This is a genomic window from Acetobacter fabarum, assembly GCF_011516925.1.
GTDB classification, from domain to species: Bacteria; Pseudomonadota; Alphaproteobacteria; order Acetobacterales; family Acetobacteraceae; genus Acetobacter; species Acetobacter fabarum.
The window spans coordinates 177,972-195,395 of record NZ_WOTG01000002.1 but is presented as its reverse complement, the minus strand read 5'-3'; the positions used below and the strand labels follow the sequence as shown (position 1 = coordinate 195,395).

General features: G+C 58.7%; 13 protein-coding genes and 1 tRNA gene. 9 read left to right on the top strand and 5 right to left on the bottom strand.

The features are described from left to right. Positions 1–95: 95 nt before the first annotated feature. The 8 genes from GOB83_RS03950 to GOB83_RS03915 all read left to right on the top strand — a co-directional run bounded on the left by GOB83_RS03950 (position 96) and on the right by GOB83_RS03915 (position 7,357). Positions 96–2,849, top strand: coding sequence for a ribonuclease E/G (locus GOB83_RS03950; RefSeq protein ID WP_242005727.1), 2,754 nt, complete (start codon positions 96–98; stop codon positions 2,847–2,849). Positions 2,850–2,977: 128 nt separating this feature from the next. Beyond that, positions 2,978–3,703, top strand: a complete 726-nt coding sequence (gene hisG, locus GOB83_RS03945; RefSeq protein ID WP_086645659.1) for an ATP phosphoribosyltransferase — start codon at positions 2,978–2,980, stop codon at positions 3,701–3,703. Between the two features lie 22 nt (positions 3,704–3,725). Further along, positions 3,726–5,039: a histidinol dehydrogenase gene (gene hisD, locus GOB83_RS03940; RefSeq protein WP_165925303.1), complete on the top strand. Its 1,314-nt coding sequence runs from the start codon at positions 3,726–3,728 to the stop codon at positions 5,037–5,039. A gap of 69 nt (positions 5,040–5,108) precedes the next feature. Further along, complete coding sequence (infA, locus tag GOB83_RS03935) at positions 5,109–5,327, top strand: translation initiation factor IF-1 (RefSeq protein WP_003623225.1); 219 nt, start codon at positions 5,109–5,111, stop codon at positions 5,325–5,327. Between the two features lie 2 nt (positions 5,328–5,329). Beyond that, positions 5,330–5,962 carry a Maf family protein gene (locus GOB83_RS03930; RefSeq protein ID WP_095349267.1) on the top strand — a complete coding sequence of 211 codons (633 nt, stop codon included), beginning with the start codon at positions 5,330–5,332 and terminating at the stop codon, positions 5,960–5,962. Beyond that, positions 5,959–7,044, top strand: coding sequence for a ribonuclease E/G (locus GOB83_RS03925; protein WP_165925302.1), 1,086 nt, complete (start codon positions 5,959–5,961; stop codon positions 7,042–7,044). Before GOB83_RS03930 ends, GOB83_RS03925 begins: the two co-directional genes overlap by 4 nt. Further along, positions 7,041–7,226, top strand: coding sequence for a DNA gyrase inhibitor YacG (locus GOB83_RS03920; RefSeq protein WP_369823049.1), 186 nt, complete (start codon positions 7,041–7,043; stop codon positions 7,224–7,226). Before GOB83_RS03925 ends, GOB83_RS03920 begins: the two co-directional genes overlap by 4 nt. 55 nt (positions 7,227–7,281) lie before the next feature. After that, positions 7,282–7,357, top strand: a tRNA-Phe gene (locus tag GOB83_RS03915). A gap of 583 nt (positions 7,358–7,940) precedes the next feature. Here GOB83_RS03915 and GOB83_RS03910 read toward each other — a convergent pair. From GOB83_RS03910 to nirB, 5 genes are all read right to left on the bottom strand, one after another. Further along, positions 7,941–8,381, bottom strand: a complete 441-nt coding sequence (locus GOB83_RS03910; protein WP_165925301.1) for a hypothetical protein — start codon at positions 8,379–8,381, stop codon at positions 7,941–7,943. 253 nt (positions 8,382–8,634) lie between these two features. Then, positions 8,635–9,603, bottom strand: coding sequence for an ABC transporter substrate-binding protein (locus GOB83_RS03905; protein ID WP_165925300.1), 969 nt, complete (start codon positions 9,601–9,603; stop codon positions 8,635–8,637). Then, entirely contained in the window at positions 9,600–10,220 is a 621-nt protein-coding gene (locus GOB83_RS03900) for an ANTAR domain-containing response regulator (protein ID WP_086646655.1), read from the bottom strand. Before GOB83_RS03900 ends, GOB83_RS03905 begins: the two co-directional genes overlap by 4 nt. Next, the gene (locus tag GOB83_RS03895) at positions 10,220–14,194 is read right to left on the bottom strand and encodes a bifunctional nitrate reductase/sulfite reductase flavoprotein subunit alpha (RefSeq protein ID WP_165925299.1); all 3,975 of its coding nucleotides are present in this window, start codon (positions 14,192–14,194) and stop codon (positions 10,220–10,222) included. Before GOB83_RS03895 ends, GOB83_RS03900 begins: the two co-directional genes overlap by 1 nt. Before the next feature lie 7 nt (positions 14,195–14,201). Continuing rightward, positions 14,202–17,099 (bottom strand): nitrite reductase large subunit NirB, encoded by a 2,898-nt coding sequence (gene nirB / locus GOB83_RS03890; RefSeq protein ID WP_165925298.1) that lies wholly within the window; start codon positions 17,097–17,099, stop codon positions 14,202–14,204. A gap of 120 nt (positions 17,100–17,219) precedes the next feature. Between nirB and GOB83_RS03885 the strand changes: the two genes are divergently transcribed. Beyond that, the gene (locus tag GOB83_RS03885; RefSeq protein ID WP_003631118.1) at positions 17,220–17,414 is read left to right on the top strand and encodes a hypothetical protein; all 195 of its coding nucleotides are present in this window, start codon (positions 17,220–17,222) and stop codon (positions 17,412–17,414) included. The last annotated feature ends 10 nt before the right edge of the window (positions 17,415–17,424 follow it).

Below are 17,424 nucleotides of genomic sequence, written 5' to 3'. Positions count from 1 at the left end.
TTTATACCCGCTGGAAGCGCCCCTGCTCCGTGCTGCGCCACGTTGGCAAAAGCACCGCTCAGGCTGGCCACCAGCGCACCGGAGTTTTTCTTTTTATGTCAAAGCGGATGCTGATCGACGCAACACACGCAGAAGAAACGCGTGTTGTTGTGATGGACGGAAATAGACTCGAAGATTATGATGTTGAATCTGCTGCAAAAAAGCAGCTTAAAGGCAATATCTACCTCGCTCGCGTTATTCGTGTAGAACCCAGCCTGCAAGCTGCCTTTGTAGAATATGGCGGCAACCGGCACGGCTTTCTCGCCTTTAGCGAAATTCACCCGGATTATTACCAGATCCCGGTAGCTGACCGCGAAAAACTTCTCGCCCTTCAGGCCGAAGAAGAAACGCTGATGGACGACGCTGGCTCCGATTCCGATGAGGACGAAGCCACCGCCCACAACGCGGATGCCGAAGCGGATGAAACCTCCAGCACCGCCGAGAACGACGGCGCCGAAGGGGATGAAGACCGGCAGGAAACACCCGAATACGTAAGCGGTGAAACCGATACGGGCGAGGAAGCGCTTATTCAGAAGCGGATTGCACGCTTCCTGCGCAACTACCGTATTCAGGAAGTTATCCGCCGCCGTCAGGTTCTGCTGGTGCAGGTCGTCAAGGAAGAACGTGGCAACAAGGGTGCAGCGCTCACCACCTACGTCTCGCTCGCCGGCCGTTACTGCGTGCTCATGCCCAACGCGCTGCGTGGGGGCGGTGTTTCCCGCAAGATTACATCCGTGGCCGACCGCCGCCGCCTGCGCGATATTGTCAGCAGCCTGAACCTGCCGCGCGGCATGGCCATGATCGTGCGCACCGCTGGTGCCCAGCGCCCCGGCCCCGAAATTACGCGTGACTGCGAATACCTGCTCCATCTGTGGGACGACATTCGCGAGCACACGCTCCAGTCCATGGCCCCTGCCCTGATTTATGAGGAAGCCAGTCTGGTCAAACGCGCCATCCGCGATGTGTACACGCGTGATGTGAGCGAGATTGTGGTGGATGGTGAAAGCGGGTGGAAAGCCGCACGCGACTTCATGCGCATGCTTATGCCCCAGCACGCCGAAAAAGTGCGCCTGTGGAGCAAGGAGCATCAGCCGCTCTTCACCCACTACCATGTGGAAGGGCATCTGGATGCCATGTTCTCCCCCGTGGTGGCGCTGCGCTCGGGTGGGTATCTGGTCATCAACCAGACCGAAGCACTCGTCGCCATTGACGTGAACTCCGGCAAGGCCACCAGCCAGCGCAATATTGAAGAAACCGCCTTCCGCACCAATCAGGAAGCAGCGGACGAAGTGGCCCGCCAGCTCCGCCTGCGCGATCTGGCCGGGTTGATTGTCATTGACTTTATTGACATGGAATCCCGCCGCCATAACGCCACCATAGAGCGCCGCCTGAAGGACGCCCTGCGCCACGACCGCGCCCGTATCCAGATCGGCTCCATATCGCATTTTGGCCTGCTGGAAATGTCCCGCCAGAGGCTGCGCCCGTCTGTGGCAGAAGCGGCCTTTACGGTCTGCCCGCACTGCAACGGCACCGGCATGACCCGCAGCGTGGAAAGCTCCGCCCTGCACGTGCTGCGCTCCGTGGAAGAGGAAGGCGCACGCCGCCGCGCTGGCGCCATTACGGTGCATGTGGCGGCCGAGATTGCCTTCTATATCCTCAACAACAAGCGTGACTGGCTGGCCAATATTGAGCAGCGCCACCAGATGGAAGTGCTGTTCTCGCCCGATAACACACTTCCCGCGCCGGAAATCCGCATCGAACGCCGCTCCCCGGCCCGCCCCATGGCAGCCGCACAGCAACACGCGCTGCCTCCGGTTGAAAATGTGGATGTGGATGTTCCCTCATCCGCCCCTGTGGCCACACCTTCCAGCCCCACCCCAGACACGGCAGAAGCCGCCACAGGGGATGAGGAACCACGCCGCCGCCGCCGTCGCCGTCGTCGCCGTGGCGGGAATGGCAACGGTAATGCGCAGGGCCAGAATGGTATGCCCGCTTCCGCCGAAACGGACGCGGAAGACACCGAGGAACCCGCAGCAAACGAGGCCGCTCCAAGTGCTCCCGCACAGCAGCAGGGCGCCGATGGGCAGCACCTTGTTCCCGGTCGCCGCCGCACACGCCACTCCCGCGTGCAGCGTCAGGCTCCCGAATCGGGGGCAGAACAGCGCGTGACCATAGAGGAAGGCCCCGCTCCCCGCCCGCAACGCGCGGTCTGGACCGGGCCAACCCCGGCCAACCCGTTTGGCGATGGGCCGGATATTTTTGAACTGCTGGAAAACAGTGCGCAGGCCAAGCCCGCCCCTGCCCCCGCAGCCAGAGAACCCGCCCGCAAGGATGTGGTGGCCGAAGCCGCGCCAGCCCCGCAGGCAGACGCACAGGTTGAGGAGCAGGAGGCACCCAAAAAGCCAACCCGCCGCCGCGCCACGCGCAAACCTGCTTCCGCCAAGGCCGAGGCACCGGCGGATACGGCAGACGCACCGGCAGAAGCCCCAGTGGCCGATGCGGGTGAAACTGCCGAGGCAGCTCCCAAAAAGCCGGCCCGCCGCCGCGCAGCACGCAGCAGAACCGCCGCTGCAAGCACGGAAGCCGAAACGGTGCAGGATACCCCTGCCGCACAGGGCGCGGAGGAGGAGGCCCCAAAAAAGCCTACCCGCCGCCGCACCACGCGCAAAACCAGCGCAGAGGCCGCACCGCAGGCAGACGCCACGACCGCCCCTGTCACAGAGGAAAAAGCCGAACCTCTGGTACAGCCGATCGTGATTGAGGACAGCCCACCCGCTACCCGCCGCCGCACCGGGTGGTGGAAGCGCTAAAACCCGCACTGTCTTTTCCGGGTGGAGGAACGTCTTCCACCCGGAAAACAGGCTGCCGGTTTTTCTTCCCGGCCACCTTGTGCTAGGAGAGCAGGCCGCATTTCAATGCCTTGCCTGCCGGAGTTTGCATGAACCAGCCCTTTCCAGACCCCCAGACCGCCAACGCGCTCGGTGCGGGCCATGACGGGCAGATGGTTCTGGCCCTGCCCAAGGGCCGTATTCTCAAGGCCGTAACCCCCCTTATGGCGGGTACCGGCATGGCCCCTTCGGCCGATTGCCTTGGCGATAGCAGCCGTAAGCTGCGTTTTTCCACCGAAGACCCCGGCGTGGACATCGTGCGCGTTCGCTCGTTTGACGTAGCCACCTTTGTTGCCGCAGGCGGCGCGCAGGTTGGCATTTGCGGCTCTGACGTGCTGATGGAATTTGACTACCCCGAAATTTATGCACCGCTGGACCTTGGCATAGGGGCGTGCCGCATTGCCGTGGCCCAGCCAGCCCACCTGCCGCATGACCCGCAGGAATGGGCGCGCTGGTCGGAAGTTCGGGTGGCGACCAAATACCCCGCCATTACCCGCCGCTTTTTTGCCGCACGCGGTATTAACGCTACCATTGTACACCTGCACGGCGCGATGGAACTGGCCCCCATGCTTGGCCTGTCCCGCCTGATTGTGGATCTGGTGGATACCGGCTCCACACTGCGGGCCAACGGGCTGAAAGAGGTTGAAACCATTGCGCAGGTTTCCAGCCGCCTGATTATCAACCGCACGGCGCTCAAAACCCGCCCTGACCAGATTGACTGCATTCTCTCCCGCTTCCGCACGGCGCTTGCGGGCACCACAACCGCTGCAAAATAATGTGTAAGGCAGATCGGATTCCATGAAACGGCTTAATACGCGTGATGCCGGTTTTGAGAGCGCCTTCAACGCGCTGCTGACCAACCGGGAAGAACAGGGGCAGGAAGTTACAACCCCCGTGGCCAATATTCTGGCCTCCGTGCGCAAGGAGGGCGACGCCGCCCTGTGCGCCCTGACCGAACGCTTTGACCGCCTGCCCGTAACCCCGGCCACGCTGGCCTTTACAGCGCAGGAAATTGCCGAAGCCACGGCACAGGTCAGCCCCGAACTGCTTGAAGCATTGGACGTGGCAGCCCGGCGGATTGAAAGCTTCCACCAAAAACAGCTTCCATCCGACATGCGCTACACGGATGCCGAGGGCATGACGCTGGGCATGCGCTGGATTCCGCTAGATGCGGCAGGGCTGTATGTGCCCGGTGGCAAGGCGGCTTACCCCTCCTCCGTGCTGATGAACGCCATTCCCGCCAAGGTGGCCGGGGTCAGCCGGCTGGCCATGTGCGTGCCAACGCCTGACGGGGTGATCAACCCGCTGGTGCTTGCCGCAGCCGCACGCGCAGGCGTGACAGAAATCTACCGGGTAGGTGGCGCACAGGCCGTTGGGGCCATGGCTTATGGCACCCAGACCATCCGCCCCGTTGACCGCATTGTTGGCCCCGGCAACGCCTATGTGGCCGAAGCCAAGCGGCAGGTCTTTGGCCATGTGGGGATTGATAGCATTGCAGGACCGTCCGATGTGGTGGTCATTGCCGATTCGGGGTCCGACCCGCGTGTGATCGCACTCGACCTGCTGGCGCAGGCCGAGCATGACGAACTTGCACAGGCCACCCTGATTACCCCCGATTCAGCTTTTGCCGACAAGGTCATTGCGGCTGTGGATGCAGAACTTAAGGTTCTCTCCCGCACGGCCATTGCCAGTGCAAGCTGGGCCCGTAACGGGGCTGTGCTGATCACCCGCGATCTGCTGGAAGCCGTGGAACTGGCCAACCGTCTGGCACCCGAACATCTGGAGCTGATGGTGGATGACCCCGAGGCCCTTTTTGTCCATGTCCGGCACGCGGGAGCCGCATTCCTTGGCCGTTTCTGCCCGGAAGCGGTAGGCGATTACGTGGGGGGGCCAAACCATGTTCTGCCCACATCACGCACCGCGCGCTTTGCCTCCGGCCTGTCGATTTACGACTTCATGAAGCGCACCACTTTCCTTTCCGGCGGGCCGGATGCCCTGCGCCGGATTGGCCCTTCCGCCGTGGCTCTGGCCCATGCCGAAGGGCTGCAAGCCCACGCCCTTAGCGTTTCTGCCCGGCTGGATGCCCTGGCAGAGCAAACACCTAATGCTTGACCGCCAAGCGCCCCTCAACCATATCTGCTGACCAAACTTCCGTCAGTTTCAACATACACGAAGGATGCAATGTCTAAAGAAGACATGATCGAATTTAGCGGCACAGTGACCGAACTGCTGCCTAATGCCATGTTCCGCGTAAAGCTGGACAACGAACACGTTATTCTCGCCCATACCAGCGGCAAGATGCGCAAGAACCGTATTCGCGTTCTGGCGGGTGACCGGGTGAATGTGGAAATGACCCCTTATGACCTGTCCAAAGGTCGTATCACCTTCCGCTTCAAGTAAGCATGACTTCCTCCGGGCAGACACAGGCGGGGCAGGCTACAGCCCCTCTGCTGGTTCTCGCGTCCGCCTCCCCCCGCCGTATCGCTTTGCTGGAACAGATCGGGCTTGTGCCCGACCGCGTTCTGCCTGCCAATATTGACGAAACACCCGCAAAGGGTGAAACGCCAAGGGCCTATGCCCAGCGCGTGGCAACCGAAAAAGCCAGATGCGTTGCCGCAACGCTGGAAGACCCTGCTCTGGTACTGGCAGCCGATACGGTGGTGGCCCTTGGCCGGCGTATTCTGCCCAAGGCCGAAGACCGGGAGAGTGCACGCTTCTGTCTGGAGCGTCTCTCTGGCAGGCGGCACACCGTGCTGACCTGCGTTGTGGTTGCCCCCACAGCCAGTTGGCCCCTTGGGCGGCATGGCACACGGCTGGTGGAAACCGCCGTAACATTCTCACGCCTGACACCCTACCAGATTGATGCCCTGCTGGATGCGGGGGACTGGTCTGGCAAAGCGGGCGGGTATGCCCTGCAAGGCCATGCGGCTGGTTTTATCCGGGCTCTGTCCGGGAGTGCCTCGGGTGTTATTGGCCTCCCCTTGTTTGAAACAGGCCAACTCCTGCGCGGGCAACCCGGTGGCTGGCTAGCGTGAGCCTGTTCCTGCGCATTGCCACCTTCCCCGGCGAAATGCGCATTGCCGTTACCAAAAACGACACGTTGCTGGATTTTGCGCTCTGGCGCCCCGCTGCCCCGGACATGGTGGGCAGCGTATACCACGCCCGCATAGAAGCCCTGACCCCAGCCATGGGGGGCGCTTTTGTTGCGCTTGGTGGTAACCAGAGCGGTTTTTTACCCTTGCAGAACAACGCCCCTAAACTAACGGAGGGGCAGGCCGTCACGGTGGAGGTCAGCCGTGCCGCGCAGGGTGGCAAGGGCCTGCGCCTGCGCCTGCTGGCCGCTGACGTAGCCTCGGAGCAAAAGGGGCTTGTAACCCCCGGCCCCACACCACTGGCCCGGCTGGCAGCCTTGTGGCCTACCGCTGCTGTGGTGGTGGACAGCCCGGCAGCAGCAGCCCTTATCCCACCCGCACTCCGTGACCGGCGTGAACCGGGTTTTGCCCCCTACCCCGACTCCATAGCCGCAGCCTGTGACGCGCTGGAGGAACCGCTTGTTGCCCTGCCCGGTGGCATGGAAGCAACCATAACCCCCACCCCTGCTCTGATCGCGATTGATATGGACGCGCCCCCCGCACAAACGGGCCGTACCAAACAGACCGCGCAATTTGCTGCCAACCGCGATGCCCTGCCCGCACTGATGCGCCAGATCCGGCTACGCAACCTGTCTGGGGCCATTCTGATAGACCCGGCAGGCCTTGCCACCCGCAAGCGCCAGGCCTTGTTGGAGCCGGTTAATGCCGCGCTCAAGCCAGACCCGCTTAACCCGCGCTGCCTGGGCATTACTGCCCTTGGACTGATAGAAATTGTGCGTGCCCGTATTTACCCTTCCCTGCCCGAGCTGCTGAACAGCCCGCACGGCCGCGCGCTGCGGGTGCTCCGGCATATTCTGGTGCATGCCCCCCAGACAACGCAGATAACGGGTGGAGCAGGCATTATCCGCGCACTGGAGCAGGACCCCGAAGCCGTGGCCGACTGCGCACGCCAGCTTGGCCACAAGCTGAGCCTGCACACAAACCACGCCCTGCCCGATTTGACATGGACTGTTCAGGAATCCTGATGAGCAAAGCCACCAAATGCCCGATCTGCGGGCAACCCAGCACCCCTGACTACCGCCCTTTCTGCTCCCGCCGTTGTGCGGATGTGGACCTTGGCCGCTGGTTTGGCGGCAACTACCGCATCCCCGGCGAACCTGTTCAGGAACCGGATGGTGAAAAACCTGAAATAAATGATGAAACATGACTTGATCTCTACAGCGAGCTGAGATAAATCCTCTCTCACGCCGCAAGGCTGCGGTGCCCAAGTAGCTCAGTTGGTAGAGCATGCGACTGAAAATCGCAGTGTCACTGGTTCGATCCCGGTCTTGGGCACCATTATAACGCAGTAAACTGCATCCCCCCGTGACAATTTGATGTAATTTGTGCTCATCGCTCTTTGTGCGTGTTCGCATTTTTACACCCGCCTACAAAGGCACTGCGACAGTTGGAACAACACTGGCACCTGTTGGCTGCCATCTCCTTACTTACTTCCAGAGCGATGGAAACAACTTCAACAGCAAGAAGCCTAAGTGTTCGTTCAATAGTGAGCACCTTCCCACCCGGTTGAGAATGGTATCTGTCTGGCTTCTGCCAGGTGCTGCCCCCGATGCGGAAACTGCATCCGTAAGGCTTGTTCATCATTACACTGACCGGAATTGTCTGCGTGTTCGGGCTACTATATTGCAGGGCAGCCCATAGGAAACAGCCTGACCGAGACCGCTGACTTCCCACGCTATCGCTGCCCCCCAAGCCAGAAATGGCTATATTCCTATGCCTCGGAACCACAATGCCAGTGCTTCCGGCCACTCCAAGCAAAGTGCGCCCATAATTGGCCTTCCAGTTGGCTTCGTCAAAATTGCTACTAAACTCTGATACTTGTTTCTTTAATCAATATTTTTTCGAAGTTTCTATTGAATTATCATTCTTGGATTTTATTGATTTTATCTTTAAAATTAACAAATGACTGTATGTCGGTTTCCCAAGTTGATATTTTTTGATCATCTTCATTGGTAAACCTTAAATCTCCCAAATCAGCCTCATTAGAAATTATTTTATCCAATGGATGTTGATCAGCAAGAATCATCCAATTTTGCAAATAAACAATATCACCTTGTAAATAACACGGCCAAGACATAAAGAAATTAGATGTGTTTGGATTATGAACATCAACAAGAAAATAAGATTTTTTCTTCTTTAAAAGTAACTCTGCAGCATGCCGCCATTGTTTCTGGTAAGAAGCCTTATCGAAAAAAGTTGTATTCGAAAAAAACCTCTCATTGAAATCATTGATAATTATTTTCCCCCAGTACCCGTCTTCATCATAGAAATTATCACTTTTTTCTAAAAACAGGTCAAACATGACTAGTCCTTTATCGGGTTGAGTGAAAAATCGAACACACCGGATTTCTTGTCTCGTCTGTCAGACATGGTCCATCCGCTCCCCACATTATGAGCGTCACGCCTTCTTGTAATATATTGCCTTCTATTTCAAAATTCTGTCTGCACTCAATAAATTGCATGGCAGGTTTTGTTCCACTTCCTGTGGAATATCTCCACTGATTGCGCCCCACCATACCAACCAGAGAATGCGCACAGAAGCGTGCCATCATTGCTTAAAACAACAATGGCACGTTCCATTTTTCTTCCAGAAAACTGTGTTCCGTTTGAGTGATCCAGCCCAGCCCCTGCATGTCATCCAGCATCCACGCCACATTCCCTGCTTCTGTATGGCCATGGATGTAATGTGTTTTTTCTGTAAAGCCTTCGCCACTCAAGGTTTTAAGGGTTGCGGCTTCGGGCAGGTTTAATCCTTTTTCTTCCAGCGGTGCGGCTAGGTCATGCGCAACAGTCTGCCTGTTTTCCGCATTGCGCAAAAAAATCCTGGCATCGTTCAGCGCGTTGATAATTGCTTTGCAGACATCCTGATTTTGAGACGTGCCTTGTGGCACAACAAACTGCTTTTCAATATGACGCGGCATAACGGTTTGAGAACCACCAGCCAGAAAAGCAAGGTTTTGCAGGCAGGCTTCTGTCCCCCATGGCGGGCCTACACACCCGCCATCTATGGAGCCATTCATCAGGGCGCTGATAATATCAGGCGGGGGCATGACCTGAATTTCAATATCCTGCTCCATGTTCACCCCTATGGATAACAGGAACCGCTTGAGGATAAGAAAATGGGTTGAATACATATGCACAACAGAAAGCCTTGGACGGCGGCTGATTGTAGCGCGCCATGTCTCAAAAGCCTCACGCCCCTTATCCCCCGTGGGCCACTGTCCCATCAGCGGGTTGGTGCCACGCAGTATAACGGTGTTGCCCCCATAGCTTAACGTCGCAAGGGGCTTGAGTGCAGGCATATGCCCACGCCTGCCCAAAGAGGTCATCATGGCCAGTGGCGCAAACATAATGGCTGCATCCAGTGTTTTCCAGACCAGACCATCTGCGATATTGGCCCATGAGGGAGAAACCACCAGTTCCGTCCTAAGCCCGTATTGTGCAAACAGGCCCGCATTATGGGCAAGCATAACGGGCGCACTATCAGACAGGCGCAGCAACCCGATACGGAGAGGTCTGGTCATGGTGTGTCGCTTTTCTGCTGCGCGGCGAGGTACTGGGTGGCCACGGTGACAATACGCTGGGATGTTTGCATTGCCCGCCCTCGGAACCAGCGATATGCCTGTGTTTCATTTGTTTTTTCATTTTTCATGAACAGCTTTTTGGCCTGATCAATAATCCTGCGCTCTTCAATTTCCTGCTGTGCGGCACTGAGTTCCGCCCGCGTGCGCTGAAAACGCGCATAGAGCGCAATGGCTGCACGGAGCAGCGGCTTAACATCATCCGGAGGGGCATCCAGAACATTGTAGGAGCATACCCCAGTATCAAACGCGGTTTCCATAAGGTCCACATCGTCCTCATCCACAAACAGGGCAATGGGCCGTTCCAGTGCTGGAACAGACAGCGCGCGCACGCTATCCAGCGCATCACGGTCTGCGCGGGCCATGTCCACAAGCACAACATCGGGGTAGTACTGGTGCACGGCTTCTATCAGGCTCATGCCAACAGGAACGGACTGTACATCAAGCGACGGGTCCGCCCGCAGCGTATCGGACAAGGCCTTTGCCCGTCCGGGGTTTTCATCGGCAACCAGCACCTTGATGGGGGTGCGCATGGGGGATGGGGCAGGATATTTATCCATTAATAAATATCTCGCAGGTAGCGGCCCCCTCTGGTCAGCCCGGCAACATAATCATCTGCCTGGCTTGCTGGCATGGCCCCATGCCGTGCCACAATACGGCGCAATGCGGCATCCACATCACGCGCCATACGCGCCGCATCTCCACAAATATAAAGGAAAGCCCCGGCCTGCAACCAGTTCCATAGCTCTGCCCCGGCTTCCTCCATCCTGTCCTGCACATAGATCCGCTTGGGTTGATCGCGCGAAAATGCGGTATCAAGCCGTGTCAGGCACCCGGTATGCGCAAAGCGGGCCAGCTCCTCCTGATAGTAAAATCCTTCCTGAGCGTGCCGTTCGCCAAAAAACAGCCAGTTGCGCCCTATTGCGCCAAGGGCTTCACGCTCCTGCAAAAACCCGCGGAATGGCGCAATACCCGTGCCGGGGCCGATCATGATCACATCCGTCCCGCCATCTGCGGGAAGATGGAAGTGCGTTGTGGGCTGGACAAAAACCGGCACATCGGCCCCAGCGGGCAACCCGGCAAGCCAGTTTGTGCACACACCGGGCCATGGGTCGTTATTCACGCCCACAGTCAGTTCCACCACCCGCCCCGACACGAGCGGGGAAGAGGCTGTGGAATAAAGCCGGGGCTGCATCCTGCGGAACAGGGCGGGCACATCCTGTGCCGCAACATCAAGGCGGGCCGCCTGCAACAGTTCGGGCAGGTAACCGCCTTCGGTCCGGCCAAGTGCGTGCAGCATTGCCGGGTTGGGGCGTGCCAGATCAAAATGGCGCAACAGGGCATCGTGCAGCCCAACGGTGCCTGCGCCCTTTAGGGTCACGGGAGTATCCGCTGGCAGGCCCAGTGCCGCCAGAGTGGTTTTGACAACCTCCACAGCGTTGCAGGGCCATATCCCCAGCGCATCTCCGGGCTTCCAGTCCAGGCTGCTCTTGCCCAGGTCCAGACCAATACGGCGTGTATCCTTGCTGGCAGCGCCCTGACACAAGCGTTCGTTCAGTGCAAGGCGGGCAATAACCGGCGCATCCCTTGTGCCAACTCTAGGCTCGGGCAGCGTGGTGGCGGGTGCGGCCTCCCCTCCGGCGGGTGGGGCCACTGGGGGTGTTGTGCTGTCCAGCACAGCCAGAAGCTGGCCACGCCAGACTTCTACCGTATCCTCAAAATCCGGTTCGCAATCCACGCGGTCCATGATCATACAGGCACCCAGCTCCCGCAGGCGGCCATCCAGCGCACAGCCAAACCCGCAGAAACTGGCATAGGAGGAATCCCCCAATGCCAGAACCGCGCAGGAGAGGCCTGTCAGTGCCTCCTTGCGCGCACGCAGGGTGTCCCAGAATGGGGTTGCACAATCGGGGGGATCTCCATCCCCAAAAGTGGAGACAACAAAAATCGCCTTCCCCTGCCCGAGGTCCGCATCCTTGCAGTGATCCAGACAGGCGAGTTCCACCGTATACCCGGCCTCCCGCAGCCAGACAGCCACGGTAGCGGCCAGCGCCTCCGCCCGACCAGTCTGCGATGCCCACCAAACCCGGATGCTCTGCCGCACGGCAAGAACATCCGGGGGAAGAGGCTGGGCACACGCCTCCCCCACACGGCTGAACAGGCCCGCCAGCAGGCCGTTTACATAACTCCGCGCCTCCACAGGCAGGGGAGCAGATGCGGGTACATCCGGCACCAGACCGGGTTGTGGGGGCACCATACGCAACCCTTCCAGAAAACCTTTCAGCCATATTCTGGCCTGTTCGGGCAAATCTGGCTGGAGGGCTGGATCATCAAGGGAGAAATGACGCATCAGGGTATCAAGCGGCATAGGGGCACTTCCTTCTTCCTGACGGGGGGCTGAGGGCGGCGACGCATCTGGCGCAACCCGCTCCAGCTTAACGGCACAGAGCTTGAAGCCGGGCTGGAGAGAGAGCGGGTCCACATCATCCGACGTAACCGCATTGACGGCCATGTCCGGGCCAAAGCGGTCATTCCAGTGGAATGGGGCAAAGCACTGCCCCGCCCCCACGCGCTGGCTGATTTGAACAGGCAGAACAATGTGCCCACGGCGGGACGTTACCCTGACACGATCATCCGCCTGCAACCCAAGTAACTGTGCATCCTGCACCGAAACCTCCACAAATGGGCCGGGGTTCAGGCGGTTCAGGCTGGCAACACGGCCTGTTTTGGTCAGGGTATGCCACTGGTGTTGCAGTCGGCCACTGTTGAGCACAAAGGGGAACTGCTCATCTGGCCATTCCTGCGGGCGCATCCATGGGCGCGCGTAAAAAATCGCACGCCCATCGGGGGTAGGAAAAACTGGTAGCACCTGCCCGGCCGGTACATAGCGCACCGGGTGGCGGGCCTGCGTGTCCCCCACAGGGGCAGGCCACTGCACCGAGCCTCGGCGCAGGCGCTCATAGCTCACTCCGGCGCAGTCATAGCCGGTTTTGGGGTTTGTAAAACGGCTGAGTTCAGCAAACACTTCAGCGGCGGAAGTAAAGGAAAAACCCTGTTCAAACCCCATGGCGCACGCAACACGGGCAATAAGCTCCCAGTCGGCCAGTGCTTCCCCCGGTGGAGCAACCGCCTTTTGTGCCAAGGTCATGGTCCGGTCGGAATTCACCTGCACGCCATCCGCTTCTGCCCAAAGGGCAGCTGGGAGCAGACTATCGGCAAATCCTGTGGTTTCACTATCTGCAAAGGCGTCCTGTACAACCACGTAATCCGCTTTTTCCAATGCCCGTATGACATGACCGCGATTGGCAACAGTAGCCACAGGGTTGGTGCAGATAATCCAGCAGGCTTTTATGCGGCCTTCTTCCATGGCCTCAAACATGGCAATGGCGCCATTGCCCCCCACATCCCGCAGAGTGCCGGGGGGGAGCTTCCACTGCGCCTCCACAAATGCGCGGTCTTCCGCCACCAGCGCGCTGCGTTGCCCCGGTAGCCCCGGCCCCATATAGCCCATTTCGCGCCCCCCCATGGCGTTGGGCTGGCCGGTCAGGGAAAACGGGCCGCAACCGGGCCTGCACAGCGTGCCTGTGGCAAGGTGCAGGTTGCATAGCGCATTGGTATTCCATGTTCCCGCAACGCTCTGGTTCAGCCCCATGGTCCACAGGCTCATCCAGTCCCCGGCCTGAGCAATCCAGCGGGCGGCGGTCATAATATCTGCAACAGGCAGGCCGGTTATTTCGGCAACAGTGCTGGGCGCATACTCTGCCAGAAATGCAGGCATGGCATCCCACCCACGGGTTGCCTGCGCGATAAACTGTTTGTCTATGTCTCCATTTTCAACAAGAATATGCAAAAGGCCATTCAGCAGGGCCAGGTCTGTTCCCGGGCGGATGGGCAGGTACAGGTCCGCCTTTTCCGCCGTGGCCGTTTTGCGTGGGTCCACCACAATCAGCTTGGCCCCGGCCCTTTTCCGCTCCATCAGACGCAGGAACAGGATCGGGTGGCAATCGGCCATATTGGACCCGATGACAAAAAACAGGTTGGTGGTGTCTATATCCTCATAACTGCCCGGTGGTGCGTCTGCCCCGAGCGAGAGCTTGTAGCCTGTACCTGCCGCTGCCATGCACAGGCGGGAATTGGATTCTATATACTGGCTTCCAACATACCCTTTTGCCAGTTTGTTAATGAGGTACTGTGCCTCCACAGACATCTGACCGGACACATAAAACGCAATTGCATCCGGCCCATGTGTATCCAGGATGCTCCTTAACCTTGCTGCCGTTTTGCCAATAGCCTGTTCAAGCGGAACCGCCACGGCATCCGCCCCACGTTGCGGGCGCAACAAGGCGGTTTTTAAACGCTCCTGCGCATATAAGGGCTTATCGCACGAGCTGCCTTTTGTGCATAAACGGCCGGCATTGGCAGGGTGCGCGGCATCACCCCGCACCTTTGCAATTTTTCCATCCTTTACATCCAGAATAATCCCGCACCCTACGCCACAATACGGGCAGACAGAACGGAATGAAGTATCAGGCATGGCCACGTCAGGCAGGCGTCAGTTCAGGTGTGCCCTGCCCGGCGCGCACCCTGATCTGCACCTTGCCGTCCACCAGCCGTGCATCCCATGTGCGCAGCCGGACCGATGCATCCTCCAGACACTGGCCATCTTCCAGACGGAAGTGCTGCTTGTACAGTGGTGAGGCCACAACCCGCTGCCCCTTGATCTCCCCTATCAGCCCACGGCCAATAATATTGGCATGCGAAAACGGGTCATGGTTATCCAGCGCATACACACAGGCGGGCTCGGCCTGCGTGGCCGGAACATAGAACAGGGCAACCTGATTACCCTCGCACCATGCGACCACACCAGATTTTTCCACAAGGTCCGTTTGCGCGCACAGTTCCGTCCATGCCTGCGGGCCTGCAAGGCTCCCTGCCTCGGGCAGATTGGCAGCGGGCCTGACCTGATCACGCTCGGCCACAGTGCGAATGTTGGGGTCTGGGCGGGCATCGTTTACAAATGTGCGGAACCGCTTGAGTTTGTCCTTGTCGCTCAGTGCGTCCCGCCATTCGCAATGGTAGCGGTCCACCACCAGTTGCATCTGGCGTTCCAGCTCTTCGGCAATGCCAAGGCTGTCGTTGATGATCACGTCCTTGAGGTAATCCAGCCCGCCTTCCAGATTTTCACGCCAGACAGAAGTCCGCTGGAGTTTATCGGCCGTGCGGATATAGAACATGAGAAAACGGTCTATATATTTTATCAGAGTTTCTGAATCGATGTCGGTTGCAAACAGTTCCGCATGGCGCGGCCGCATGCCGCCATTACCACAGACATAAAGGTTCCAGCCGTTTTCTGTGGCGATAACCCCCACATCCTTGCTCTGTGCTTCCGCACATTCACGCGTGCAGCCAGAAACCGCAAACTTGAGTTTGTGGGGCGAGCGCAACCCCTTGTAGCGGTTTTCCAGATCAAGGGCCTTGCCCACACTATCCTGCACACCGTAACGGCACCATGTGCTCCCCACGCATGATTTTACGGTGCGGGTGGACTTGCCGTAAGCCTGCCCCGTTTCAAACCCTGCATCGAGCAGTTCGGTCCAGATTTCTGGCAACTGGTGCAGTTGCGCGCCAAACAGGTCGATCCTCTGCCCACCGGTAATTTTTGTGTAGAGATCATATTTTTTTGCAACCTGACCCAGCACGATCAGCTTGTCCGGTGTAATTTCCCCCCCGGCTATGCGTGGCACCACCGAGTAGGTGCCGTTCTTTTGCATATTGGCCATGAACGTGTCGTTCGTGTCCTGCAGGGGAATATACAGCGGGTCGGTTATGGGCTTGTTCCAGGCCGAAGCAAGAATGGACCCAACCGCAGGTTTGCAGATATCGCACCCCAGACCGCCATGGCCATGCTGCTGCATCAGCTCTTCAAATGTCTGGATACCGTGCACCCGGACCAGAGAATACAGCTCCTGCCGGGTATGGGAAAAATGCTCGCACAGGCTGCGATCAACCGTAATGCCACGGCTTTCCAGCTCTGTTTCAAAAACACTTTTCAAAAGGGCGGCACACCCGCCGCACCCTGTGCTGGCTTTTGTGGTCTGCTTGAGTTCCCCCAGATCGGTGCACCCGGCATCTATTGTTGCGCAGATCGCCCCTTTGGTCACGTTATGGCATGAGCAGACCATGGCCGTATCGGGCAGGGCATCGGCCCCAAGCAGTTCCGCCCCTTCCCCACGCGGGAGAATAAGTGCTGCCGGGTCGGCCGGGGGTTTGATCGCGTTCTGCACGTATTGGAGAATGGTGTCGTAATACGAATTATCCCCCACCAGCACGGCACCCAGAACACGGGTACCATCCCCAGACAGCACAAGCCGCCTGTAGGTGCCATCTGCCTCGCCTATAAAGCGGTAGCTCCTACTCCCCGGTGTTGCCCCGTAGGCATCGCCAATGGAGCCTACATCCACACCCTGCAATTTGAGCTTGGTGGACATGTCTGCCCCGGTAAAAGCGGCTTCCTCGCCTGCCAGAATGGACGCAACCGTGCGGGCCATGGCATAGCCGGGCGCAACCAGACCAAAAACCTGCCCCTGCCAGGAGGCACATTCCCCAACGGCAAAAATGGCTGGGTCTGACGTACGGCAGCTCTGGTCAATCACAATACCGCCGCGTGCTTCCACCTCCAGCCCGCACTCACGCCCAAGCTGGTCCTGCGCACGAATACCAGCGGAAAACACCACCATATCGGTTTCAAGGAACGTATCGTCTGCAAAAATCAGGCGGTGCCGGCAGGTCTGCCCCGGCACAATCTGCTTTGTGGCGTGGGATGTGCGCACATCTATCCCCAATGCCTCAATCCGGCATTTGAGCGCATCTCCGCCTTCCTTATCCAGCTGGGCAGACATAAGGTGCCCTCCAAGCTGGATAACGCTTGTGTGCAGGCCCAGTATTCTCAGGGCATTGGCGGCCTCCAGCCCAAGCAGACCACCCCCGATAACCGTGCCGTGCTGTGCACCCTGTGCTGCTGCGCGGATAAGGTCCAGATCTTCCAGATTCCGGTAAACAAGCCCTGCCGTACCGGTATTTCCGGGCACCGGAGGCACAAAGGGGGTGGAGCCAGTTGCCAAAATCAGCGTTGTGTACTGCAAAGCGCCTTCTGCACTGTGTACGGTCTGTGCCTGCCGGTCTATGCTGCTCACGCGCACCCCACGGTGCAGGGTAATGCCGTGTGCTGCATGAAAATCTTCCGCATGCAGGCGCAGGGCCAGCGCATCCTGCCCGGTCATGTATTCGGTCAGGTGCACACGGTCATATGCATCGTGCAGTTCCTCGCCAAATACGTGGATGGCGCAATTTTCGTGCAGGCCGTGCATGACCAGCTGTTCTGCACAGTAGTGCCCCACCATGCCATTGCCGATGATAACGATAGTGCCGGTAGTGGCCATGGTCAGTAACTCCTCGCAATTTGGGAACAGGGGGTGACAACGCAAATGCCCATATGCGCGCAAGGCTGCCCGGAAGCGTGCAACCGCCCCCGCAGGAGGCATGCACACAGGGAAGAACGCATGTTACAGAAAACAGAATGGGAAAAACGCTGCACCATTATGGAACGGTTCCTGCGTTTGCACTGTGTGCAAACACGCCTTGTTCAGGCCAAGGAGCCGCCGTTGACCCCTGAACAACTCGCCGTTAACCCGTTACCACCGCCGTTGACGGTAACTGTTATGGGATGCTTCCAATTAGTTCCTTACACGAAATAAAATAAATAGG